At 60.6% G+C, this 19,211-nt stretch carries 16 protein-coding genes and 1 tRNA gene; 1 reads left to right on the top strand and 16 read right to left on the bottom strand.

The genetic code is table 11. The annotated features are described in order from the left end of the window. Window positions 1-26: 26 nt before the first annotated feature. From LY631_RS03550 to LY631_RS03495, 12 genes are all read right to left on the bottom strand, one after another. On the bottom strand, window positions 27-440 hold the full coding sequence (locus LY631_RS03550) for a helix-turn-helix domain-containing protein (RefSeq protein ID WP_274423725.1): 414 nt from the start codon (window positions 438-440) through the stop codon (window positions 27-29). A 117-nt stretch (window positions 441-557) separates the two neighbouring features. Continuing rightward, a complete protein-coding gene (gene lnt, locus LY631_RS03545; protein ID WP_274423724.1) occupies window positions 558-2,087 on the bottom strand; it encodes an apolipoprotein N-acyltransferase in 1,530 nt (509 codons plus the stop codon). Window positions 2,088-2,155: 68 nt separating this feature from the next. Next, a complete protein-coding gene (locus tag LY631_RS03540) occupies window positions 2,156-3,196 on the bottom strand; it encodes a hemolysin family protein (RefSeq protein ID WP_274423723.1) in 1,041 nt (346 codons plus the stop codon). Between the two features lie 28 nt (window positions 3,197-3,224). After that, a complete protein-coding gene (ybeY, locus tag LY631_RS03535; RefSeq protein WP_274423722.1) occupies window positions 3,225-3,722 on the bottom strand; it encodes an rRNA maturation RNase YbeY in 498 nt (165 codons plus the stop codon). After that, the gene (locus LY631_RS03530) at window positions 3,715-4,710 is read right to left on the bottom strand and encodes a PhoH family protein (protein WP_274423721.1); all 996 of its coding nucleotides are present in this window, start codon (window positions 4,708-4,710) and stop codon (window positions 3,715-3,717) included. Before LY631_RS03530 ends, ybeY begins: the two co-directional genes overlap by 8 nt. A gap of 44 nt (window positions 4,711-4,754) precedes the next feature. Beyond that, window positions 4,755-6,194 carry a tRNA (N6-isopentenyl adenosine(37)-C2)-methylthiotransferase MiaB gene (gene miaB / locus LY631_RS03525; protein ID WP_274423720.1) on the bottom strand — a complete coding sequence of 480 codons (1,440 nt, stop codon included), beginning with the start codon at window positions 6,192-6,194 and terminating at the stop codon, window positions 4,755-4,757. Window positions 6,195-6,238: 44 nt separating this feature from the next. Next, window positions 6,239-7,072 (bottom strand): lysophospholipid acyltransferase family protein, encoded by an 834-nt coding sequence (locus LY631_RS03520; protein WP_274423719.1) that lies wholly within the window; start codon window positions 7,070-7,072, stop codon window positions 6,239-6,241. Window positions 7,073-7,083: 11 nt separating this feature from the next. Beyond that, window positions 7,084-7,575: a ribosomal protein S18-alanine N-acetyltransferase gene (rimI, locus tag LY631_RS03515; protein ID WP_274423718.1), complete on the bottom strand. Its 492-nt coding sequence runs from the start codon at window positions 7,573-7,575 to the stop codon at window positions 7,084-7,086. Then, window positions 7,575-8,255, bottom strand: a complete 681-nt coding sequence (gene tsaB, locus LY631_RS03510) for a tRNA (adenosine(37)-N6)-threonylcarbamoyltransferase complex dimerization subunit type 1 TsaB (RefSeq protein ID WP_274423717.1) — start codon at window positions 8,253-8,255, stop codon at window positions 7,575-7,577. The genes rimI and tsaB overlap by 1 nt, the downstream gene beginning before the upstream one ends. A 28-nt stretch (window positions 8,256-8,283) precedes the next feature. Continuing rightward, the gene (locus LY631_RS03505) at window positions 8,284-10,455 is read right to left on the bottom strand and encodes a malate synthase G (protein ID WP_274423716.1); all 2,172 of its coding nucleotides are present in this window, start codon (window positions 10,453-10,455) and stop codon (window positions 8,284-8,286) included. Window positions 10,456-10,514: 59 nt separating this feature from the next. Then, on the bottom strand, window positions 10,515-12,551 hold the full coding sequence (locus LY631_RS03500) for a hydantoinase/oxoprolinase family protein (protein ID WP_274423715.1): 2,037 nt from the start codon (window positions 12,549-12,551) through the stop codon (window positions 10,515-10,517). A gap of 701 nt (window positions 12,552-13,252) precedes the next feature. Then, window positions 13,253-15,406: a hypothetical protein gene (locus LY631_RS03495; protein WP_274423714.1), complete on the bottom strand. Its 2,154-nt coding sequence runs from the start codon at window positions 15,404-15,406 to the stop codon at window positions 13,253-13,255. Window positions 15,407-15,979: 573 nt separating this feature from the next. Between LY631_RS03495 and LY631_RS03490 the strand changes: the two genes are divergently transcribed. Next, window positions 15,980-16,056, top strand: a tRNA-Arg gene (locus LY631_RS03490). A gap of 70 nt (window positions 16,057-16,126) precedes the next feature. Here LY631_RS03490 and LY631_RS03485 read toward each other — a convergent pair. The 4 genes from LY631_RS03485 to LY631_RS03470 all read right to left on the bottom strand — a co-directional run bounded on the left by LY631_RS03485 (window position 16,127) and on the right by LY631_RS03470 (window position 19,177). Then, complete coding sequence (locus LY631_RS03485) at window positions 16,127-17,005, bottom strand: EamA family transporter (protein WP_274423713.1); 879 nt, start codon at window positions 17,003-17,005, stop codon at window positions 16,127-16,129. 8 nt (window positions 17,006-17,013) lie between these two features. Beyond that, window positions 17,014-17,667: a LysE family translocator gene (locus tag LY631_RS03480; protein WP_274423712.1), complete on the bottom strand. Its 654-nt coding sequence runs from the start codon at window positions 17,665-17,667 to the stop codon at window positions 17,014-17,016. Then, complete coding sequence (locus LY631_RS03475) at window positions 17,664-18,230, bottom strand: CGNR zinc finger domain-containing protein (protein ID WP_274423711.1); 567 nt, start codon at window positions 18,228-18,230, stop codon at window positions 17,664-17,666. Before LY631_RS03475 ends, LY631_RS03480 begins: the two co-directional genes overlap by 4 nt. Before the next feature lie 305 nt (window positions 18,231-18,535). Further along, the gene (locus tag LY631_RS03470; protein WP_274423710.1) at window positions 18,536-19,177 is read right to left on the bottom strand and encodes a LysR substrate-binding domain-containing protein; all 642 of its coding nucleotides are present in this window, start codon (window positions 19,175-19,177) and stop codon (window positions 18,536-18,538) included. Window positions 19,178-19,211: the final 34 nt, after the last annotated feature.

The following is a 19,211-nucleotide window of genomic DNA, read 5'->3' as shown; positions in this document are numbered from 1 at the left end:
CTTCGGCAGGATCGTCAGCATCAGGATCAGTCTGTGGCAGGTTCGCTCGCCAGCGCCTTCACCAGGTCAAGCACCTTCCGCCGCACCTTCGCGTCGTGAATGCGCACGAAAGCCCGGTTGAGTTGGATTCCCTCCGAGCTGCTGAGAAAGTCAGACACATAATTGGCCCCATCCTCGGCAACCCCCGGAGCTTCCATGCCGTTCTCGCCGGGAGCCCCCTCGAAGAAGAAGGACACGGGCGCGTTGAGAATGGATGCTATCGCCTGAAGCCGGCTGGCGCCGACGCGATTCGTGCCCTTCTCGTACTTCTGGACCTGCTGAAACGTGATGCCGAGGTTCTCGCCCAGCTTCTCCTGACTCATGCCCAAAATGTTGCGGCGAAGTCTGATCCGGCTACCGACATGAACGTCGATAGGATTCGGGCTTTTCTTGGTGTTCATTTATTCCCCGTCGTTCGATTCGGCTTATAGAGACCGACGAGGTCACGCCCTCCCATTATGCTCGAGCCTCCGTACGTGAAAGTCGGTTTATCTAACTTTTTTGCACAATATCTGATATCACATCAAGCGGTCTCGCATACTAATGAGCAGGGCGAGAATGCCAAAAAATACGGCAAATGTAAGCCCTGCGTAGAATCTAATCCCCAACGTGACAACGTTTTCTTTTGTCACAGGCAAAGAAATATCAAGAGTCCCGCGACTGCCTGGGCCCATGGCGGCGAGAATCCGGCCCCGGGAATCGATCGCCGCTACAATGCCACTTGGCATGGCCAAAACCAGCGAACGTCCAGCCTCGACGGCCTGAATCTGGGCCTGCCGCAGATGCTGATAAGGCGCTGGCGTGCCGACGAATACGCTATAGTCTGCCGGGTTGAGAATGACATCCGCTTCGACCTCGTTCCCAGCCGCGCCGGGGATTATTGCCTCGGTACCTATAAGAGGCAATGCCCTGATCTCTTCATCAATTTTGAGGAGCCGCCTCGGTCTTTCAGATGAGCCAAGAGCGGCGGACATTATCGTCCGCAGGTCCGGAACACGAGCGATACCAACGAAAGGTGTATCGTTGGCCAATAAAAAGAGATCCTGCCTGTCTGCGGCATCGGCGATCTCGCCGTCATTCGTGATGACGGCAACCGCGTCGTGAACAGCCTCATCCCCGGCATATTCACGGCGCTTCGTCCCGAGGACCAAAACCTGCCCGGCCGCAACCGTCTCCCCCAGCGCGGTCAGCAGGTCGCCCCGCTCGGTGAGAACGAACGGAACGGCATTTTCCGGCCATAGGACAAGCGCGGGGATCTCGCCAGCGGCGGGAGCGGCGGTGAGTTCTCGGTAAGATGCGAAAGCCTTCTGGAAATCAGTCGCTTCCGCATTGGCCAGTTTCACCAGCCGGACCTGCACGAACTCGCCTGCCGTAGGGGAGGCGATTTGGAAGTAGCCGTATCCCAATTGCATAGCCACCAGCGCAGCAGCCAAGGCGAGCCCTGCGGCCAAATGTCGCCGGGTTCCGATGAGCGCGGGCGCCGCGAAGACGAAGACTGCCGCCGCATTCAATCCCATAAGGCCGACGACCTGAACGACTTGCATGAAGATCGGCAGCGGCGTGATGACGTACCCTATGGCATTCCAGGCGAAACCGGCGAGAAGCGTGACGCGGAGCCATTCGGCGACGGCGAAAGCGAAAGCGAGGGCCGCAATGCGCCCGAGCCCGTCGCTCCAAAGCAAACGGGAGAGCAGCGCCGCAACGCCGTAGAACAGCGCAAGCGCCGCCGGCAGGCCCATTGTATTGAAGAGGAAAGGAACTACGCTTTCCGCCCTCGCAAACGGCGTTCCGACCCACCCCATTCCCGCAAGGAAATAGCCGAAGCCAAAGAACCAGCCGACGGTAAAGAAGGACAGGAGGCTGGCCCATCGCCCGCGCGCGGCAACCGCGCCGTCCAGCAGCCAAACCAGAACGGGAAAGGCAACGAAGCCTGCGGCAGGAAAATCGAACGGCGCAAGCGCCAACGAGGCGACCGCGCCAGCAACCGTGGCAACGAGCCAACGCCGCCAGCCCCACAGCAGAATCACTCGACCGGCAAGACGCTCCATCGACCCCCACGGACACGAATCAGTGGTCCACAGTTAGACCATCGGTCCGCCATTTGGAACAGCTCTGCTTACCCTTCGGGCGGGCGGATGAAGCGCCGGCGGCGATCAGCCGTGCGGCCCTGGACGATGCGTACGCGCTTTACACGCCGCGGATCCGCGTCGAGCACATGGAACTCGAAGCCGGGTATGGCCTGCACCACCTCGCCGCGCGCCGGGACACGGCCGAGCGCACTGAAAATGATACCGCCGATCGTGTCGACCTCTTCGCCATGCTCGCCCGCCCTGAAGCCATCCCCAATGGCCTCGGCAACGTCCTCGATCTCCGCCCGCGCATCGACGACGAAGATACCGTCCCCGGTCTTCTCGATCATCGGCTCGTCTTCGTCGTGCTCGTCCTCGATGTCGCCGACGACCATCTCGACGATATCCTCAAGCGAGATAAGCCCGTCTGTGCCGCCATACTCATCGATAACAAGGGCCATTTGGGTCCGGCCCGCCTGCATGCGCGCCATCAGGTCCGATGCGAGCATGGAAGGTGGAACGAAGAGCAGGGGACGCATGATCTCGAGTTCTCCGATCGTACGTTCGAGATCGACATTGCCAAGCTGAAGCGAGCGGTCATGGCTGCCATTCTGCCCACGCGTCTTTTTCTGCCGCGAGGAACGGATGATATGTCCCATCACATCACGGATGTGCACCATGCCGCGCGGATCATCCAGACTTTCCAGATAGACGGGCATACGGGAATGGGCGCCGCGCTCGAAAATGTTCATGAGATCGGCGAGCGTCGTGGAAAGCTCGACCGCCTGGATATCTGCGCGCGGCACCATGACATCGTCGACGCGCAACTCGCGAAGGCGAAGAATATTCTTGAGCATTGCGCGCTCGCCTGGCGAAAAGGACGCAGTGCCCGTTTCCTCGCCAAGCGCATCGGCAAGATCCTCGCGCAGAGAAGAGCCGTTTCGTAAACGCAGGAACGCCGCAAGCCTGTGCAGCAGCGGTGCGCGGGCCTGCTCGTTTCTACTCGACCCCTCTTCCCCCTCCACGGGGGAACCGGTTTCGCCGTCCGAAGTGTTGCCGGCGGCGGCGATCATGGAACTGTCAGTCATCGTCGTTCAGTTGTTTCAAGCCCTTCAATTAGGTGTAAGGGTCCGCAATAGCAAGACGTTCAAGAATACGTCCTTCAAGGTCTTCCATTTCCTCTGCTTCGTGGGAGCTTTCATGATCATAGCCCAGAAGATGAAGAAATCCGTGAACAATCAGATGGGCCAAGTGATGATCGAAGGATTTCCCTTCGGCCGCCGACTCTCGTGAAACCGTTTCAAAGGCCAGCGCGATGTCACCCAGAGGCGCTGGTTCATCGGGCGGAACAGTTCCGGAAAGAACCGGGAAGGAAAGCACGTTCGTGGGTTTATCCTTGCCGCGAAATCGATCGTTGAGACCGCGGATCGTCTCGTCATCGGAAAAGAGGAGGGTAACCGACGCACCGGGCTGAACCTTGACCTCGGCGGCGGCAGCGCCGAGTGCTTCGCCCACGAGCGGCTCCAAGGCGAACTGTTCCGGCCAGTCGCCGGCTTCGACGACGATTTCAAAGACAGGCCCCGATCGCGGCGGGGCCGTTGGCCTATCAGACATCGTTCTCCCGCGCCGGCTTGTCGCGACGTGTCTTGCGATCATAGGCATTGACGATCGCCGCCACGAGGGGATGGCGCACGACATCCTTCTCATTGAAACGGACGGTGACAATGTCTTCCACGTCCTTGAGAACCTGCAACGCCTCGACCAGGCCCGAGGTGGTGTTGTGCGGCAGGTCAATCTGGCTGGGATCACCGGTCACGATCATGCGTCCGTTTTCGCCGAGCCGCGTCAAGAACATCTTCATCTGCATGGGCGTCACATTCTGCGCCTCATCCAGGATGACAACCGCGTTGGAAAGCGTACGCCCGCGCATGAAGGCGAGCGGCGCGATCTCGATCACATCAGCGGCAATTGCCCTTTCCACACGCTCGGCGGGCATCATGTCGTAAAGGGCATCGTAGAGAGGGCGCAGGTAGGGATCGACCTTCTCGCGCATATCGCCCGGGAGAAAACCCAGCCGCTCGCCCGCTTCGACCGCGGGGCGGGAAAGTACGATGCGATCCACCATGCCGCGCTCCAGGAGCATGGCGGCATAAGCGACGGCGAGGAACGTTTTTCCCGTTCCGGCCGGCCCGATGCCGAAGACGAGCTCGGAACGCTCCAGGGCGCGCATATAGGCGTCCTGGTTGGCCGAACGGGCATAAACGGTGCGTTTGCGCGTCGATATCTGAGCTGCGGCCAATTTTCCCTTCTTTTCCATGGTAGGCAGGCTGAGCTGGTCGTCCGCAGCCTGCGCGAGTCTCACAGCCCCGTCCACTTCAGAGGTGGAAAGCTCCGTTCCTCCCTGAACGAGCCCGTAGAGATAATCGAGCGCGCGGCGTGCCTGTTCGGCGGCGACCATGTCGCCCCGGATCGCAAGCTGGTTGCCCTTCGAGCTGATATCCACTCCGAGCTTCTGCTCTATGCGCGCCAGATGCTCGTCAAAGGGTCCGTAGAGCGCACCGGCAAGCTTATTGTTATCGAAGCTTAGCACAATGTGTGCCATATCCGAGGCTCCGGATGGCGAGGTATTCAGCTGGGTATCGGACGTCAAAAGCGCCCTCCTTCGGCAAGTGTGGCTTGCGCCGCTGCCGGTCGCACTGAAACTGGCTCGGAAAACAGGCTGTTGCTGCCCGCCTTGGTGATACGCACATCGACGATGTCGCCGATTTCACCCGCGCTCTCATCAACGATTACAGGCTGAAGCCAGGGCGAACGGCCGACGAGCTGACCGCTCTGCCGGCCGGGTTTCTCGAGAAGCAGCTCTATCGTGCTGCCGACGAGGCTTTCCGCGAAAGCACGCTGCTGTTCGTGCAGCAGCGCCTGGAGCCGATGGAGACGTTCGCCCTTCACTTCCTCTGGCACCTGCTCCGAAAGCTCGGCACCCGGCGTGCCGGGGCGCGGCGAGTACTTGAAGGAGAAAGCCTGCGCATAACCCACCTCACGCACGATGCGCATGGTGTCTTCAAAATCCTCTTCGGTCTCGCCCGGAAAGCCGACGATAAAATCGCCCGACATGGCGATGTCCGGACGGGCCACGCGGATGCGATCGATCAACCGCAGATATTCATCCGCCGTGTGGCGGCGGTTCATGGCCTTCAAAATCCGGTTGGAGCCGGCCTGCACCGGCAGATGCAGATACGGCATCAGTTCCGGCAGGTCGCGATGCGCGGCGATCAATTCGTCATCCATGTCGCGCGGATGGCTGGTCGTGTAGCGCAACCGGTCGAGACCGGGAATTTCCGCGAGCCGAAAGAGGAGCCGCCCCAGACCCCATTCAATTCCGCCCGGACCCTCGCCGTGCCAGGCATTGACGTTCTGGCCGAGCAAGGTCACCTCGCGCACGCCGGAGGCGGCAAGGCGCTCGGCCTCGGCGACGATCTGCGCTACTGCCCGTGACACTTCCGCACCACGTGTATAAGGGACCACGCAGAAGGTACAGAACTTGTCGCAGCCTTCCTGGACGGTGAGGAAGGCGGTTACACCGCGTTTCCTTACGATTGTCGCTTGCGGGGCCGGCAGATACTCGAATTTGTCTTCGATGGCATGTTCGGTCTCGACGATCTTCTCGCCCGACTTCACCCGCTGCACGACATCGGGAAGTCGATGATATGTCTGCGGTCCGATTACAAGGTCCACCACCGGTGCGCGGCGCAGAATTTCCTGTCCTTCGGCCTGGGCCACACAGCCGGCCACGCCAATCACGGTGTTCCAGCCCTTCTTCGCCCGCTCCTCCTTGAGCAGCCGGATGCGGCCAAGCTCGGAATAAACCTTTTCCGCCGCCTTCTCCCGGATGTGGCATGTATTGAGAAGCACCAGGTCAGCGTCCTCAATATGCTCCGTCGGACCATAGCCCTCGCTCGCCAGCGCATCGGCCATGCGCTGTGAGTCGTAAACGTTCATCTGGCAGCCGTAGGTCTTGACGAAGACCTTCTTGGCTGCGGCCCTGGAGGGGTTCTCCGTAATTTCCGGCGTCACATTCTGTTCCATGCCGGCTTTCCTAACCTTTTTGCCTGTCAAAAAACAGACGATTCTTAAGCATCAGCCCGTCCGATTTGCGATTTGCAACCGTAAAGCACGTCAGTCAGCAAATCCCGCACGGCGCATTCGGCAGCGCGGGCCACTTTCTTGCGGTTCGATTGCGTCGAAAAGGGGATCGGCTTCCCATAGTGCACCTCGACATCGATCGCGCCGGCCTTCAGCAGCTCCTTCACATGCGGAACGAAATCCATGTCCCCGATCCAGGCTATGCGCCCGCGCTCACGACGGTCGAGCGGTAGGCCATTCCGGCGCATATAGGCGATGGCAACGGGTTGCACCAACACACAATCGGTTTCCATGGCTTCGAGTGCAAGCTGGGCAGCGCCGAAAAGCGTGCTCTTGAAGGGAAGAACACGGCTCCCCTCCCCGGTCGTGCCCTCGGCGAAGAGAACCATCGGGTCGCCGTCGGTCAGACGTGCGGCGATTTCCCGCGCCTGCTCGGGGGAGGCGCGCCGGCGCTCGCGCTCGACGAAGACCGAGCGTTGGAGGCGAGCGAAGGTTCCCATGATCGGCCAGCCTCTCACCTCTGCCTTGGCCACGAAGTGCACCCCCATCATGGATCCCAGCACAAGAATATCCGTCCACGAAACATGGTTGGAGGTGATCAGGAGCGGCCGGCCCGCCGCAGGCTCGCCTTTCGCGACGACGCGGATGCCAAGCACCTTCAATGTGATGCGATGCCAGAGCTGCGGCACGGTGCGGTCACCCCACCAGCCGGTGCGCAAGGCGATCTCCTGCACCGCGATCAGCGGCAGGGTGTATACCGCCACGAAAGCCAGCTTGAGGGCGGCGCTTATTGTCGAGCGTGCGGTTTTCAATCGTCTCATCGCGGATTGTTCTACCGCAAATCGCGGCGCATGGTGATCGCGCTGCTGCGCTGGGCTGCACTATCGCGATAGTAGTCCGGCCGCCGGCCCGCCTCGCGAAAACCGAGGCGGCGATAAAGCGCGATAGCGGCCTGATTTTTCTCATCGACTTCGAGGAAAAGCACCTCGGCGCGCTCGCCATGCAGCGTGCGTAATACAGCGTCCATCAGAGCATGGCCAATGCCCCGGCGCCTGAAGGCGCGCGTAACCGTTACGGTCAGTATTTCCGCCTCTCCCGCGGCAAGCCGGGCAAGCACGAAGCCGACGGGTCTCGCGCGGGACATGCCTTCCTCGACCGCGGCGAAACCGAAGACGTTCTCCTGCAGCAGGAGACTTTCAAACTCATCCTCGGTCCAAGGCCGCGCAAAATCCTCCTCGTGAAGTGTGGCCAGCGTTTCGCTGTCATCGCTTTCGAGCGGCCGCACAGTGAATCTCTTGCGCCGGAAGGATGGCAGTAACGGCATCACCGAGCCTTCAGCGGCAGAGCGAATTGGCTTTGCGGTTTTGCATCGGGCGCGCGCAGATAAAGCGGAGTGGGTTTGCCGCCCCTCGCTCCTCGCAGCGATGCCAGCCTGGCATAGTAACGAATATCCGCAGTGGCCGCCCGCCCGGCAATCTCAAGTTTGCCCTTGCGTTCGGCAGCGACGAGGTCCGCCGCCTCACCAGTTACCACGGCGCCCGCGCGGATTGCGATCATGCCCGCTTCACCAGCAGATACAAGTTTCGGCTCCTCCAGCACCGCGCCTTCTCCGTCGAAGAGCCCCATGGCCAGACTGTCGGCCCGCTTGCCCGTGACGGCAAGTACCTTGCGCTCGGGAACGGTCTCGCGCACTTCTGCCGCCAGGGCTTCCAGCGTATTCACGCCGATGGCCGGAACGTCGAGTGCGAGAGCGAAGCCGCGGACAGCGGAAACGCCGACGCGAACGCCGGTGAAGGAGCCAGGGCCGACCGAAACGGCGATCGCCCGCAGCGCCTCGTAAGTTAGACCAGCTTTTTCCAATGCCTCTTCAACCGTCGCCATCACGTGCTCGGCATGGCCCTTTCCAAGATCAAGCACGGCTCGGCCGAGCTCACGCCCCGCGACGGAATCGTAAACGCAGGCAGCACAAAGCGACGCGGCGGTGTCGATGGCAAGAATGATCATTGGTTCATTTCCACGGCATCCCTCAAGATCACCCGCTTGCCCGTGCCTTCTTCTCCAGCCTGCGCGCATGCAGCACCGGCTCGGTGTAGCCGTTCGGCTGCTCACGGCCCTTGAAGACGAGATCGCAGGCGGCCTGGAAGGCGACGGAGTTGTCGAAATCCGCCGCCATCGGCTCATAATCCGGATCACCGGCATTCTGGCGATCTACGACCTCGGCCATCCGCTTCATCGTCTCCATCACCTGCTCTTCCGTGACGACATCGTGGTGCAGCCAGTTGGCGATGTGCTGGGAGGAGATGCGCAGCGTGGCCCGGTCTTCCATCAGCCCGATATCACTGATGTCGGGCACCTTGGAACAGCCCACGCCCTGGTCGACCCAGCGCACGACATAGCCGAGAATGCCTTGCGCATTGTTGTCCAGCTCCTGCTTGATCTCCTCGGGCGCCCAGTTCGGACGGCTTGCCACTGGGACCGAAAGGATATCGGAGAGTTTAGCGTGCTCCCGATTTCTCAGTTCCTGCTGAACCGCCTTCACATCCACCTTGTGGTAATGGGTGGCGTGCAACGTCGCTGCGGTCGGTGAGGGAACCCAGGCCGTATTCGCACCCGCCTTCGGATGTCCGATCTTCTGTTCCAGCATGGCGGCCATCAGCTCCGGCATCGCCCACATGCCCTTGCCGATCTGAGCGCGGCCGGAAAGCCCACAGCGCAAGCCCACATCGACATTCCAGTTTTCATAGGCCGAAATCCAGGCCGACTGCTTCATGTCGCCCTTGCGGATCATGGGGCCAGCTTCCATCGCGGTATGGATCTCGTCGCCCGTGCGGTCAAGGAACCCGGTGTTGATGAAGACGACGCGCTCTGATGCCACGCGGATACACTCCTTGAGATTGATCGTCGTGCGGCGCTCCTCGTCCATGATGCCGATCTTTATGGTATTGCGCTCCATGCCGAGCGCATCTTCCACCCGGCCGAAAATTTCGACCGCGAAGGACACTTCCTCCGGCCCGTGCATTTTTGGCTTAACAACATACATGGAGCCGGTCCTGCTGTTCATGCGCCGACCGTCCGGGCCGATGTCGTGAAGCGCAATGAGTGCAGTGAACATGGCGTCCATCATGCCTTCCGGCACTTCGTTGCCATCCCGGTCGAGAATGGCGGGATTGATCATTAGATGCCCGACATTCCTGACCAGCATAAGCGAGCGACCCTTGAGCGAACGCTCGTCGCCTGCCGGTGAACGATAGGCGATGTCCGGGTTGAGCCGGCGGGTGAAGCTCCGCCCGCCCTTGGATACCTCTGCTTCCAGATCGCCTTTCATGAGCCCGAGCCAATTGCGGTAGACGAGGATCTTGTCCTCGGCATCGACGGCAGCGATGGAATCCTCGCAATCCATGATGGTCGTCATGGCCGATTCGAGAACAATGTCCGCAATGCCCGCCTTGTCGGTCTTGCCGATCGGATGGGATGGATCGATGACGACGCGCGCATGAAGGCCGTTGCGCTCCAGAATGATAGCGCCCGGGGAGGACGGCTCACCTTCAAAGCCGGTGAAGCGGGCGGGCTCCTTCAGTGTCGCCGTACCTGCCGTGGTCGTGACCAACAGTTTTTCATCCACGACCGCAAAGGCTGTCGCATCGGACCATTGCGCACCGTCAAGCGGTACGCTCTCATCGAGAAGGGCGCGTCCCCACGCGATCACCTTCTTGCCGCGTCTTGGATTGTAGTCCGGCCCTTTCCCAGAGCCGCCCGTTTCGGGAATAGCATCGGTTCCGTAAAGCGCATCGTAGAGTGAACCCCAGCGAGCGTTGGCGGCATTCAGCGCATAGCGCGCGTTCATTACCGGCACTACGAGCTGCGGGCCTGCAACCTCCGCTATTTCCGGATCGACATTGGCGGTCGTCGCCTCGAAATCCGGCCCTTCGGGCACGAGATAGCCTATCTCACGCAGGAAGGCTTCATAAGCTTCCATATCGCTTGGCGCGCCATTCTCCCGATGCCACGCATCGAGCTTTGCCTGCATATCGTCGCGCGCGGCCAGAAGCTCACGGTTCCTGGGCACGTAGTCATGAATCAGGTCAGAAAGGGCGCGCCAGAAAGAGCCGGCCTCGATCCCTGTTCCGGGAAGCGCCTCATTCACCACGAAATCGTGCAGAACATTCGCAATTTTCAGCCCGTTAGTTTCGACGCGGTCAGTCATGGAAAGCTCCTCCCGGTCTTCGTATTGGTCGGTTTTTTGATCATGCTCCCGCCCAGGGGTCAATCGCTTGTTATACGCGGGCGGCCGCTCGCCGTCGCAATCACTGTCGCCTCGATGAAAAGGCGCTCACCATCGACATCGACCGTTTTCAGCGCGCGGGAAACGGAGACGTTCGGCTCGCTTGCACCCGCTTCTCCCGCACGCAGAGCCGCGAGGGCGCGTGCGCGCTCCTCGGCAAAGGAAACGGCCTCTTCCTCAGTCCCGAAGTCGCAGGTTTGCGCGCCCGCACTTGCGCGGAAAACCCCCTGCTTGGGCTGGGTCACCTTAGCTTCCACCTTGATGCGCACCTGCCCAGCGACCGCCCCGATGGCGTTTGCCACGTCGAGGTCGTCGGGCAGCATGCATTGCTGGTCCAGATACCCCTCAAGCCCTTCATAGTGCAGCCGGGCCGAGGCACCAAGAGCGACAATCGGACGGTCGACGGACAGCCGAAATCTTGAAACACCTTCAAACCCATCCAAAGCCCTCTGAACCACCGGATGCGAGGGTGAAATGATCTCCTCCAGCCCATCCTCGGCGAAGGCGGTTTCGAGGACGGCTTCTGCGGAACGGCGCTTGAGCACCTCGAGCACGCGCGCGGAGATTGCCTCGGCACCTTCCGCCAGAGGCCGCCCCCTCGCATCCTTGCGGCGGGCGAAGAGCTCGGCCCCAAGTCTCGCCGCTTCCGGATCCCAGGTGGATTGGCGGCCCAGAACGTGGGCCGCGTCCGAAGGTGTGAAGCCGCAGAGCTGCGCCAGGCCGCGCGCGAGAAGGCGCTGAAGGGCCGCCTGTTGTGGGGCGGCCTCCACCACCTCGCCAAGCGGTCGTGGCTTCGCCTCCAAGCGGATTAAGACACGCTCCTCCGTTGCCGTCAGCCCTTGAGCCGCACTTTCGGGCAGCCCCGTCGCGAAGGCAAAGCGTCCGGCTAGTCGCGCCGGTCGCTGATGACGCAACTGCCGCTCCAGTTCCGGCCGGATCGCGCCGGGGTGAAGCGTCTCGGCGAGTGAGAGCGGCACCAGGCGACGCGGACCGAGGCTGATGCCCGCTTCAAGCCCGCCGTCCCTCAGAGCGACTTCCGAATCGCCGCCGAGGCCGAAAGTGCGCATGGCGACCGCCTCAACCATGGTCCGGAAACCGCCGATCACCGCACCTTCCGGTGCAAGACGCGGGCGCCCGCCGGAAAGCAATGCGATATCGGTGGTCGTGCCGCCGATATCGGAGACGATCGCATCGTCGATCCCGGTCAAGTGGCGCGCACCTACCAGGCTTGCCGCCGGGCCGGACAGAATGGTTTCGATGGGCCGTGCACGGGCAAGCGAAGCGGTTATGAGCGCGCCGTCGCCTCGCACGACCATGAGCGGCGCGTGAATGCCGCGCTGCTCCAGGGAATCGGCAGTCGCCCGGATCAAACGGTCGATGAGCGAAATCAGCCGCGCGTTCAGGAGTGTAGTCAGTGCCCGGCGCGGGCCGCCCAGCCTTGCTGAAAGTTCATGGCTCGCCGTGACGGGCTTGCCGGTGATCTCGCGGATGCGCTCGCAGACCGCGATCTCGTGCGCCGGATTGCGCACCGCGAAATAACCACAGACCGCAAACCCGTCCACGCCTGCGGAGACCTCCTCGAGCCAGGGATTGAGAGCGCACATGTCCAGCGGCTTCTCAATTCCGTACACATCGTGCCCGCCCGGAAGAAAAACGACCGGATCCCCGCCAAGCGCACCACGCAGGCCGTCACGCTGCAAATCCTGTTCACTGAATCCGACCATCACCAGCCCGGCCCGCCCGCCATGGCCTTCGACAAGGGCATTGGTCGCCAGAGTGGTGGACATCGATACGAGACCGATCTCTGCGCTACCAGCCTGCGCCAACGCACAGTCGACCGCGCGGGAAATGCCAACGGATAGCTCATGGCGGGTGGTAAGCGCCTTCGCCTTGGCGACAACGCCTTCACCTTCTCGATAAAGCACCGCGTCGGTATAGGTGCCCCCCGTATCTATCCCGAGCAGGAAGGGTCCGCTCGTGGCGCCATCCGGTCGATCAGTCTGCAGCGCAGAGTTCATGGGCTGGGCTGTAGCGCAGCAGAAAGCGCGCGGAAAGCTTAAATATACAGCGAAGTGAAAGGCCGCCCCGGCGCGCGAACCGGGACGGCCTTCCGCCGTCAGCCCTGGGAGGATCGGGCCTTAGCGAGTGCGTGGCCACCGTTAGCCGAAATCTTCGAGATAAAGTGCCTGCTCCTCAATGATTTTCAGCTCAGTGCGAGTGTCGGTCCATCGTTGCGATTGGCGGGCTTCCGACGTTCCGTTAAACACGTTCGAACGCTCTAACAATCGAGCGGAATCTCGGTTCCAAGCCAATCGATGCACTCGATCACATTATGCGTAGACGGAAATTACCTACTCAAAGAACAAGCGGCTTCGGCAAATGCCGAAACCGCTCCCAGGGTCCGGAGGCGGAGCCTCCGAACATGTGTTAGTCCTTGTTGGTAGCCGGGCGAGTCGTCCTCATCGCTAGGGCCTAAACCCGAGGCTGCAAAGGACGCGCGTGGCTGGTTAACCAGTAAATTCGCAACGGTCGCCGGTGAGCAGTCCTCAGCGAATGGTGAACTATCTGAGAGCGGTGAGCGGGTCCCGCGCTTAAGCGTCGTATGCCGATTCCCAAAGCGTTGTCACGTCCGTTTGACAAATCGTTTGGCGGCCCTCCATCTTTCACTCTTCAGAGGGTTCTTGGGGTCGCGGTTTCCATGCGAGACGTCCAATCCCATTCAACGAGACTGCACCTTGACCCGCCCTTTCAGGGACAGGCTCGTGCTGCCGCTCTCACCGCTACCCGGACCGTAAACCTCCGGCTGCCTTTCTTGACGGCAGTCAAAGTTGACCACCTCGCGGGCGTCGCTGGCCCAGGACCCGTCCAGCGCACCGTCCGGAGGGCCAGCGTGCGTCATGTGCGGGCCAAATCCCCACCATCTCCCCGGTGAGTAACACGTAAGCGCCCAAAAATGCGTCCGGGATCTGGTCTCTTCGCCGGAAGGCCCGTGGACGGTTGTCGTCACGGTGACCGGCAGTTTGGCCTCCAGGCGCACCACATCGTCATCCGACACAATCCGCAATTCGCCACCGCCGTCGGCTATCGATCCGGCGCCCGAAAAAATCTCCTCCGTCCAGTAGTTGCATATCTCTGGATGCCCTGGGGCACAGCGCTCGTGCAGGTAGCTGCCGCTCAGCATCCATTCCGACCCATCATCCGGGTAGACGAGGCGCTCTTTCTCCGTAACGGGATCGGTCTCCGTCTCGGGCGACCCGGTCTCAATGTTGAGAACCGCCTGCCATCGCACCGTCGCCTTCTCGGCAAAGGGGATCTCATTGGGTGAGCCTGCAAAGGCGCCGCTGAAATGCGCTGTCATGTTCCCGACCAAGATGCAGTCTTCATCCATCACATCGAAACGGCCCAATTTGACCTTCGTGGTCGCCGGCTCGACGGGGGCCAGACCCGTATCAGCGCGCGTGATTGGGCTGTCGATCTCCAGGTGAACATTCATCTCGCCCGCTCCCGCCGGCGTAATGGTTACGCCGTTTACCGTGCCGTTGTCGGTGGTCAGCCGCCAGTTGGTTCCCTCATCCGGATCGAAGCCGTTTGTGTCGAACGTGGACGGTTCGCCTGCCTGGAAACAGATCGGTGGACCGAATTCAATGGGACGGGCACTGACGCGCAGTTCAAATTCATTCGGCTTTGCGTCACCTTGAGCCTGCGAAGGCGCATTCACGACGCGCACGAAACCGAGCTCATCCGGTGCGTTAGAGCCATTGAGCATCAGCTTTTCGCTCAGGCGTTCGTCCGCCCGCTTGTGCTCGGTGACCAGAGTTAGATCGTCGAGCGGCTCCCCTTTCATCACCTCAAGCTCGGCCATCATGAGCGTATCACGAGCCCGTGCATCCGGTTGCGGCGTTAGCTCCAGCTGCATGAGCATTGGTGCCACCGCATAGGTGGGTGATGTACCCTTGAACACCTCGGAATACGCCTGGTCGGTGGAGAGGATCTCGACGGTATGCCGGTCGATGTCGGTGTAGTAGTGATAGGCGCTATCGTGCGGTGCGGATGACTTCCCAACATTGTTGAAGGTGGCGACAAATTTCGGAAATACCTTGTCGAAGGTCTCGGATCCGACGAGGCCGTCATCATAAAGAGGGATCATGCCAGCCGATGCGGGCTGGCCAGCAAAAATCTCCGCTGCATTCAGAATACCTGGTTGCGCCAGGTAAGCCACCCAGTCTTCGCTACCGAGCGCCTGCCCCACGCCGAGGAGATAGGCCCAGTTCCCATACCCAGCGTCGACCGCATCATAGAACGGTCGGTCAAGTGACATAAAGTAGTCCGGAGGGAAAACTCCCGCCGCGAAGCCGTGTCGTCGCCCGAAAGCTGTTCCCACTGCGGTCGCAACCGCCTCATTGAACCACTTGAGTTCGCCGGGATCCCGTTCGGGCTGTATTGTATGCAGGTATTCGTGAGCCAGTGTCGAGGGATCTTGCGCGATATCCTCGGCTCGATGCAGGGGCACAAACATCCTGGAATAATATCCAGGCTGCAGCACGTGACAGGCAACGGCGTTCGGGCATCGGTTTTGGTTCGGAGGGCTGGGATCCAGACGGAGAAGACCGATGTCTTCATTTCCCGATTCCAGGTGACTTTCAAACACTGGGAAACCGAGATCGCTCAACCATGCGCGCGCATCCTCCAGTTTGGCAAGGAGATCGTCCAGCGTGGCCATCAACGCTGGATCGTCCTCGGTGCCACAGCCATTTCCATCATTGCAGTATAGCCGGAAATTTTCGGAGTCCGTGATGGGCTGTGGCTCTCCTTGTGCTGACGAAAAGCTGGAAAGAAAAAGGAACCCCAATGCCGCTGCGTTTCTGAAAAACATCTGACCTCCCCGCAAAAATTCGCACCAAGCCTATCAACAAATTCATGTGCTTCACACGTGCGGGAGCATTGTCCCCGTGCAAATTGTGTAAATGGTGCAAGCTGCTGCGCGCTCGCACTTGCAATTTCAGCCGGGCGCCAGTGAGTGCCGTTCAATCATGATGGCGCGATACGCGGCCATGTCGAATGCGGCGGGGTGCGTCGTTTTTCAGGTCGTTATCAAGACCGGGTTCACCCTCGACGAAGATGCTGATGACGACGACTAGATCGGTCCGTGTGCTGTGGCGAGAACGGCGGACGGGATAGTTCGGACAGCGGGTGGTTGGCGCCTGCCTCTACCTCTCCCAGCAGTATTGGCCGGTCTAGCCAGTTTGCCACTCGATCACCCACAGAGGACGCACACTACATTGGCGCGTTTCGGGCCGGTCACTCGGGGCACAAAACCGCTACGCATCCGTCAGCATTCGAACCCGGTATCTCTGCCTTCAGGGTTCGCGTAATACCAATTTGGCATTGATGCGCAGGTGGCGTTCGGTTATGTAGGCGCGACCATCGTCGATTACGATGACTTCGAGCACCCGTAGCTCAGCTGGATAGAGCGCTGCCCTCCGAAGGCAGAGGTCATAGGTTCGAATCCTATCGGGTGCGCCAGTGCTACCATTTCCATCGCGCCAACACGAAATTACCGCCAAGCGCGGCATCGAAATCCCTGGTCCTTAGCTCAGTCCGTCGCGCCACTCCCCTTCCGCCCGGCCTCTGATGAAATCGCGCCGAGAGATGCAAGGGATATGCATGCGATTGCCAGCCACTGGAGTGGCTGAAGATACTCCTGTAGTACGATCACGCCAGCAATTCCCGCAACGACAGGCTCGAGGCTTTCCAGTACCCCGACCAGTCGAGGTGGGAGGCGGCGCAATGCGGCTTGGTCGAGACTGTAAGGTACAACAGCAGAAAGCACTGCCAATGCGAGTCCAACAGCGGCAACTTCTGCGCTGAGGAATTCGAAGCCGGATTGAGTCAAGCCTGCGGGCATGTACAGCAGTGCGGCCCATGTGACTGCAAGCGCAAGAAATGAGCCATCCCCGCAAGCACCGCCACTTCTTTTGGAAAGCAAAAGATAAAGCGCCATCGCCAGCCCAGAGGCCAGTGCGAAAAGTAGACCCGGCAGCGAAAACTCCGTTCCCCTCGGAAGATAAAACAGAGCAACGCCGCCAATCGCCAGTATGCTCCACAAGAAATCCACCTTCCGCAAGGAGGTAGCCAGCGCGAGGCAGAGCGGACCGAGTAGTTGCAATGACGTTGCCATTCCAAGTGGCAGATACTGCATCGCGGGATAGATAAGGTTCATCCCCGCGATGGCCGTGCCAAAGCCGATGGTCAACAGCCAAGAGGCGCGATCCTGGGGGAGCCGGGGGCGCCAGATGACCAGCAGTATGGCGGCGGCGAATGCCAGACGCAGAAATGCGACGCCGGCAGCACTCCCCACCAGTGAGAACATGTCCTTGCCGAAGGCCTGACCGAACTGGATGCTCAGAACGCTGCCGAGCACCAGAAGCGAGGCGGGAAACCGGGGACGTGATCTGTTTTGGGTGAACGCCATACTCGCGCTTAAACGCCAGCACGGGCCAATGCTGCGCCCGCAGCAACAAGCGCGGCACCGCACGTGCGCTCCCACCATTCTCGATGGTGGGCGGCGGAGCCGGACCGTATGAGCTTTCGAGCCATGCCGATAACAACCAGCCAGTAGGCAACGCCCAACACGATGTCCAAGAGAGCTAGCAGGAGCACCTGAGGAAGAATGGGCGCTGACGGATCGACGAACTGGGGCAGGACACTAGCGAAGAAAAGCATCGCCTTTGGGTTCAGCAGATTAGTCATGCAGCCGGCACGAAACGCAGAGCCGACGCTCACAGCGATCGCCTCATTTCCGCGTTCCGACGGAGTATCTGGACCTTGCCTATTGTCGGTGCGACGCCGTTCTCGCAGACTGCGCCAAAGCGTGGTGGAGCCAAGCCAAATGAGATAGGCGGCACCAAGCAACTTCACCACGGCTAGAGCGTAGCTTGAATGGATGAGCAAGGCTGACAGGCCCGACGCCGCGACCAGCATGTGAACACAAAGGCCTGCCTGCGCACCCAAAGCCGACGCCCGGCCAGCTGCCGTATTTCGCGCGGAATAGCGCGTCACGATCAGGAAATCCGGACCGGGCACTAGATAGGCAATCGCGACAACCGCGATGAAGCCCGCAAGATTGATGGTCATCGTGGTTTCCTTTTTCGCTTGTGGTAGCGCGCGGTCCGAGCGCGATCGCCGCAGGCCGGACAGCACCAAGCCTGGTTTGGCCGGCGGCGATGGAAGAATTGGCCGCAACTGGGAGCATCACAGAATGCCAACTCATAGAGGTCCTCCGCGGCCAGGAGATCTACAATGGCGGCGGCGAGGGTGGCCTTCAGATCGTGTCGGAGATCGCCAGATGAGGCCGGGAGTGTCTCGACGCGATTGGTACTCGATCTCAGAATTCGCGGAAGGGGATGGCTGGCAACGATATCGTTCACCCACATCACTGCCTGTCGGGGCAATTCCGTGCCTGCAAGGGCAGCATCGAGCAGATCAAGGCAATGGTTTCGCAACACGATAAATTCGTGCAGGAGGACCTCGTCCACATGCCGTGGAACGGGCAAGCGGTGCCGCTCTAGGTGAAGCCACTCTGCGAGGTCGTCCGTCACTTCGAGCAGTTCGCGCGTTTGTCCACCGCAGCGCCTAACGGTGTTGGCGAGATCGATTGCGATGTGATCGCCGAGCCAGTTCCACTTTTCATTCGACATGTGATCGAAACCGCCATGTCATGGTTTTGTTCCTTAAAACCATGACATTCATCCGCGAGCAATGGGACGTTAAGAAGTATCCGCGTTCTATGACCGCGGCACTCATGCGGTGATCAATCCCGCAACTTCAAAGAAAGGAAGGCGTCCACAGTGATGCGACATGGTGTGGGAGCATTTTACCGCATTCCCCGCTTCGCCGCGGCGTCTGGTGATGTGGTGCGGTTGGGGAATCCTAGCGTTGTCCTTGGCGCGACCGCCCTGCCGCCACAAAAGGTGATGTGGATTCGATCATCGGAAAACCGCTCTCAGTCACGCTTGAGTTGCTCAACGATCAAATCCGCCACGACACGAACGGAGGGAAGCTGGCCGCGTCGGTGCGGCATCAGAAGCGTGATCGTCACACTGCCTGCGTCCCAATCCGGCACCACCCTCGTAAGCGCTCCAGAGCGTACTGCGCTCTGGCACATCGAGCTCGGCAGGCAGGCAATGCCGAGGCCGGCAATGGCGGCTGCCAAAAGGCCCGCACCTTCGTTCGCGTAGTAGCGCGGTTGCAATGTTACCGCCAAAGAAGCCCCTTCCTTGTTCTGGAGCGTCCAGCCTGTTTCGCCCTGGGCAGCGAACAGACCTTGCCAACCGTCGATATCTGCTGGGTCGAGCGGAACCTGTTCGTCTGCTAAATAATCCGGCGCGGCGACGAGCCAGAACGATTCTGTTCGGATACGCCGCTGAACCAATCCGGAGTCCGGCAGCGGGCTAAAGTGGTCCCGCAGTGTGATGTCGTAGCCCTCCTGAACAACGTCAACAAATCGGTCGCTGGCGTTCAGCAAGCGTTCAAGCCCTTCGGCGCACCTATGCTCATCCTTGAGGATATTGGGGTGGTGCTCGTGATGATCGGGGCGTTGCGGTGCACAAGCCGCCAAGGTTTTGAAAGCTGTCGAGCGCGGCAACACCACCGGTGAAGTGAATGTTTCGATGCGCTAC

This window comes from Chelativorans sp. YIM 93263, assembly GCF_028767125.1.
GTDB lineage: Bacteria > Pseudomonadota > Alphaproteobacteria > Rhizobiales > Rhizobiaceae > Chelativorans.
The sequence above is the reverse complement of the archived record's forward strand: the minus strand, read 5'-3'. Positions and strand labels throughout refer to the sequence as shown.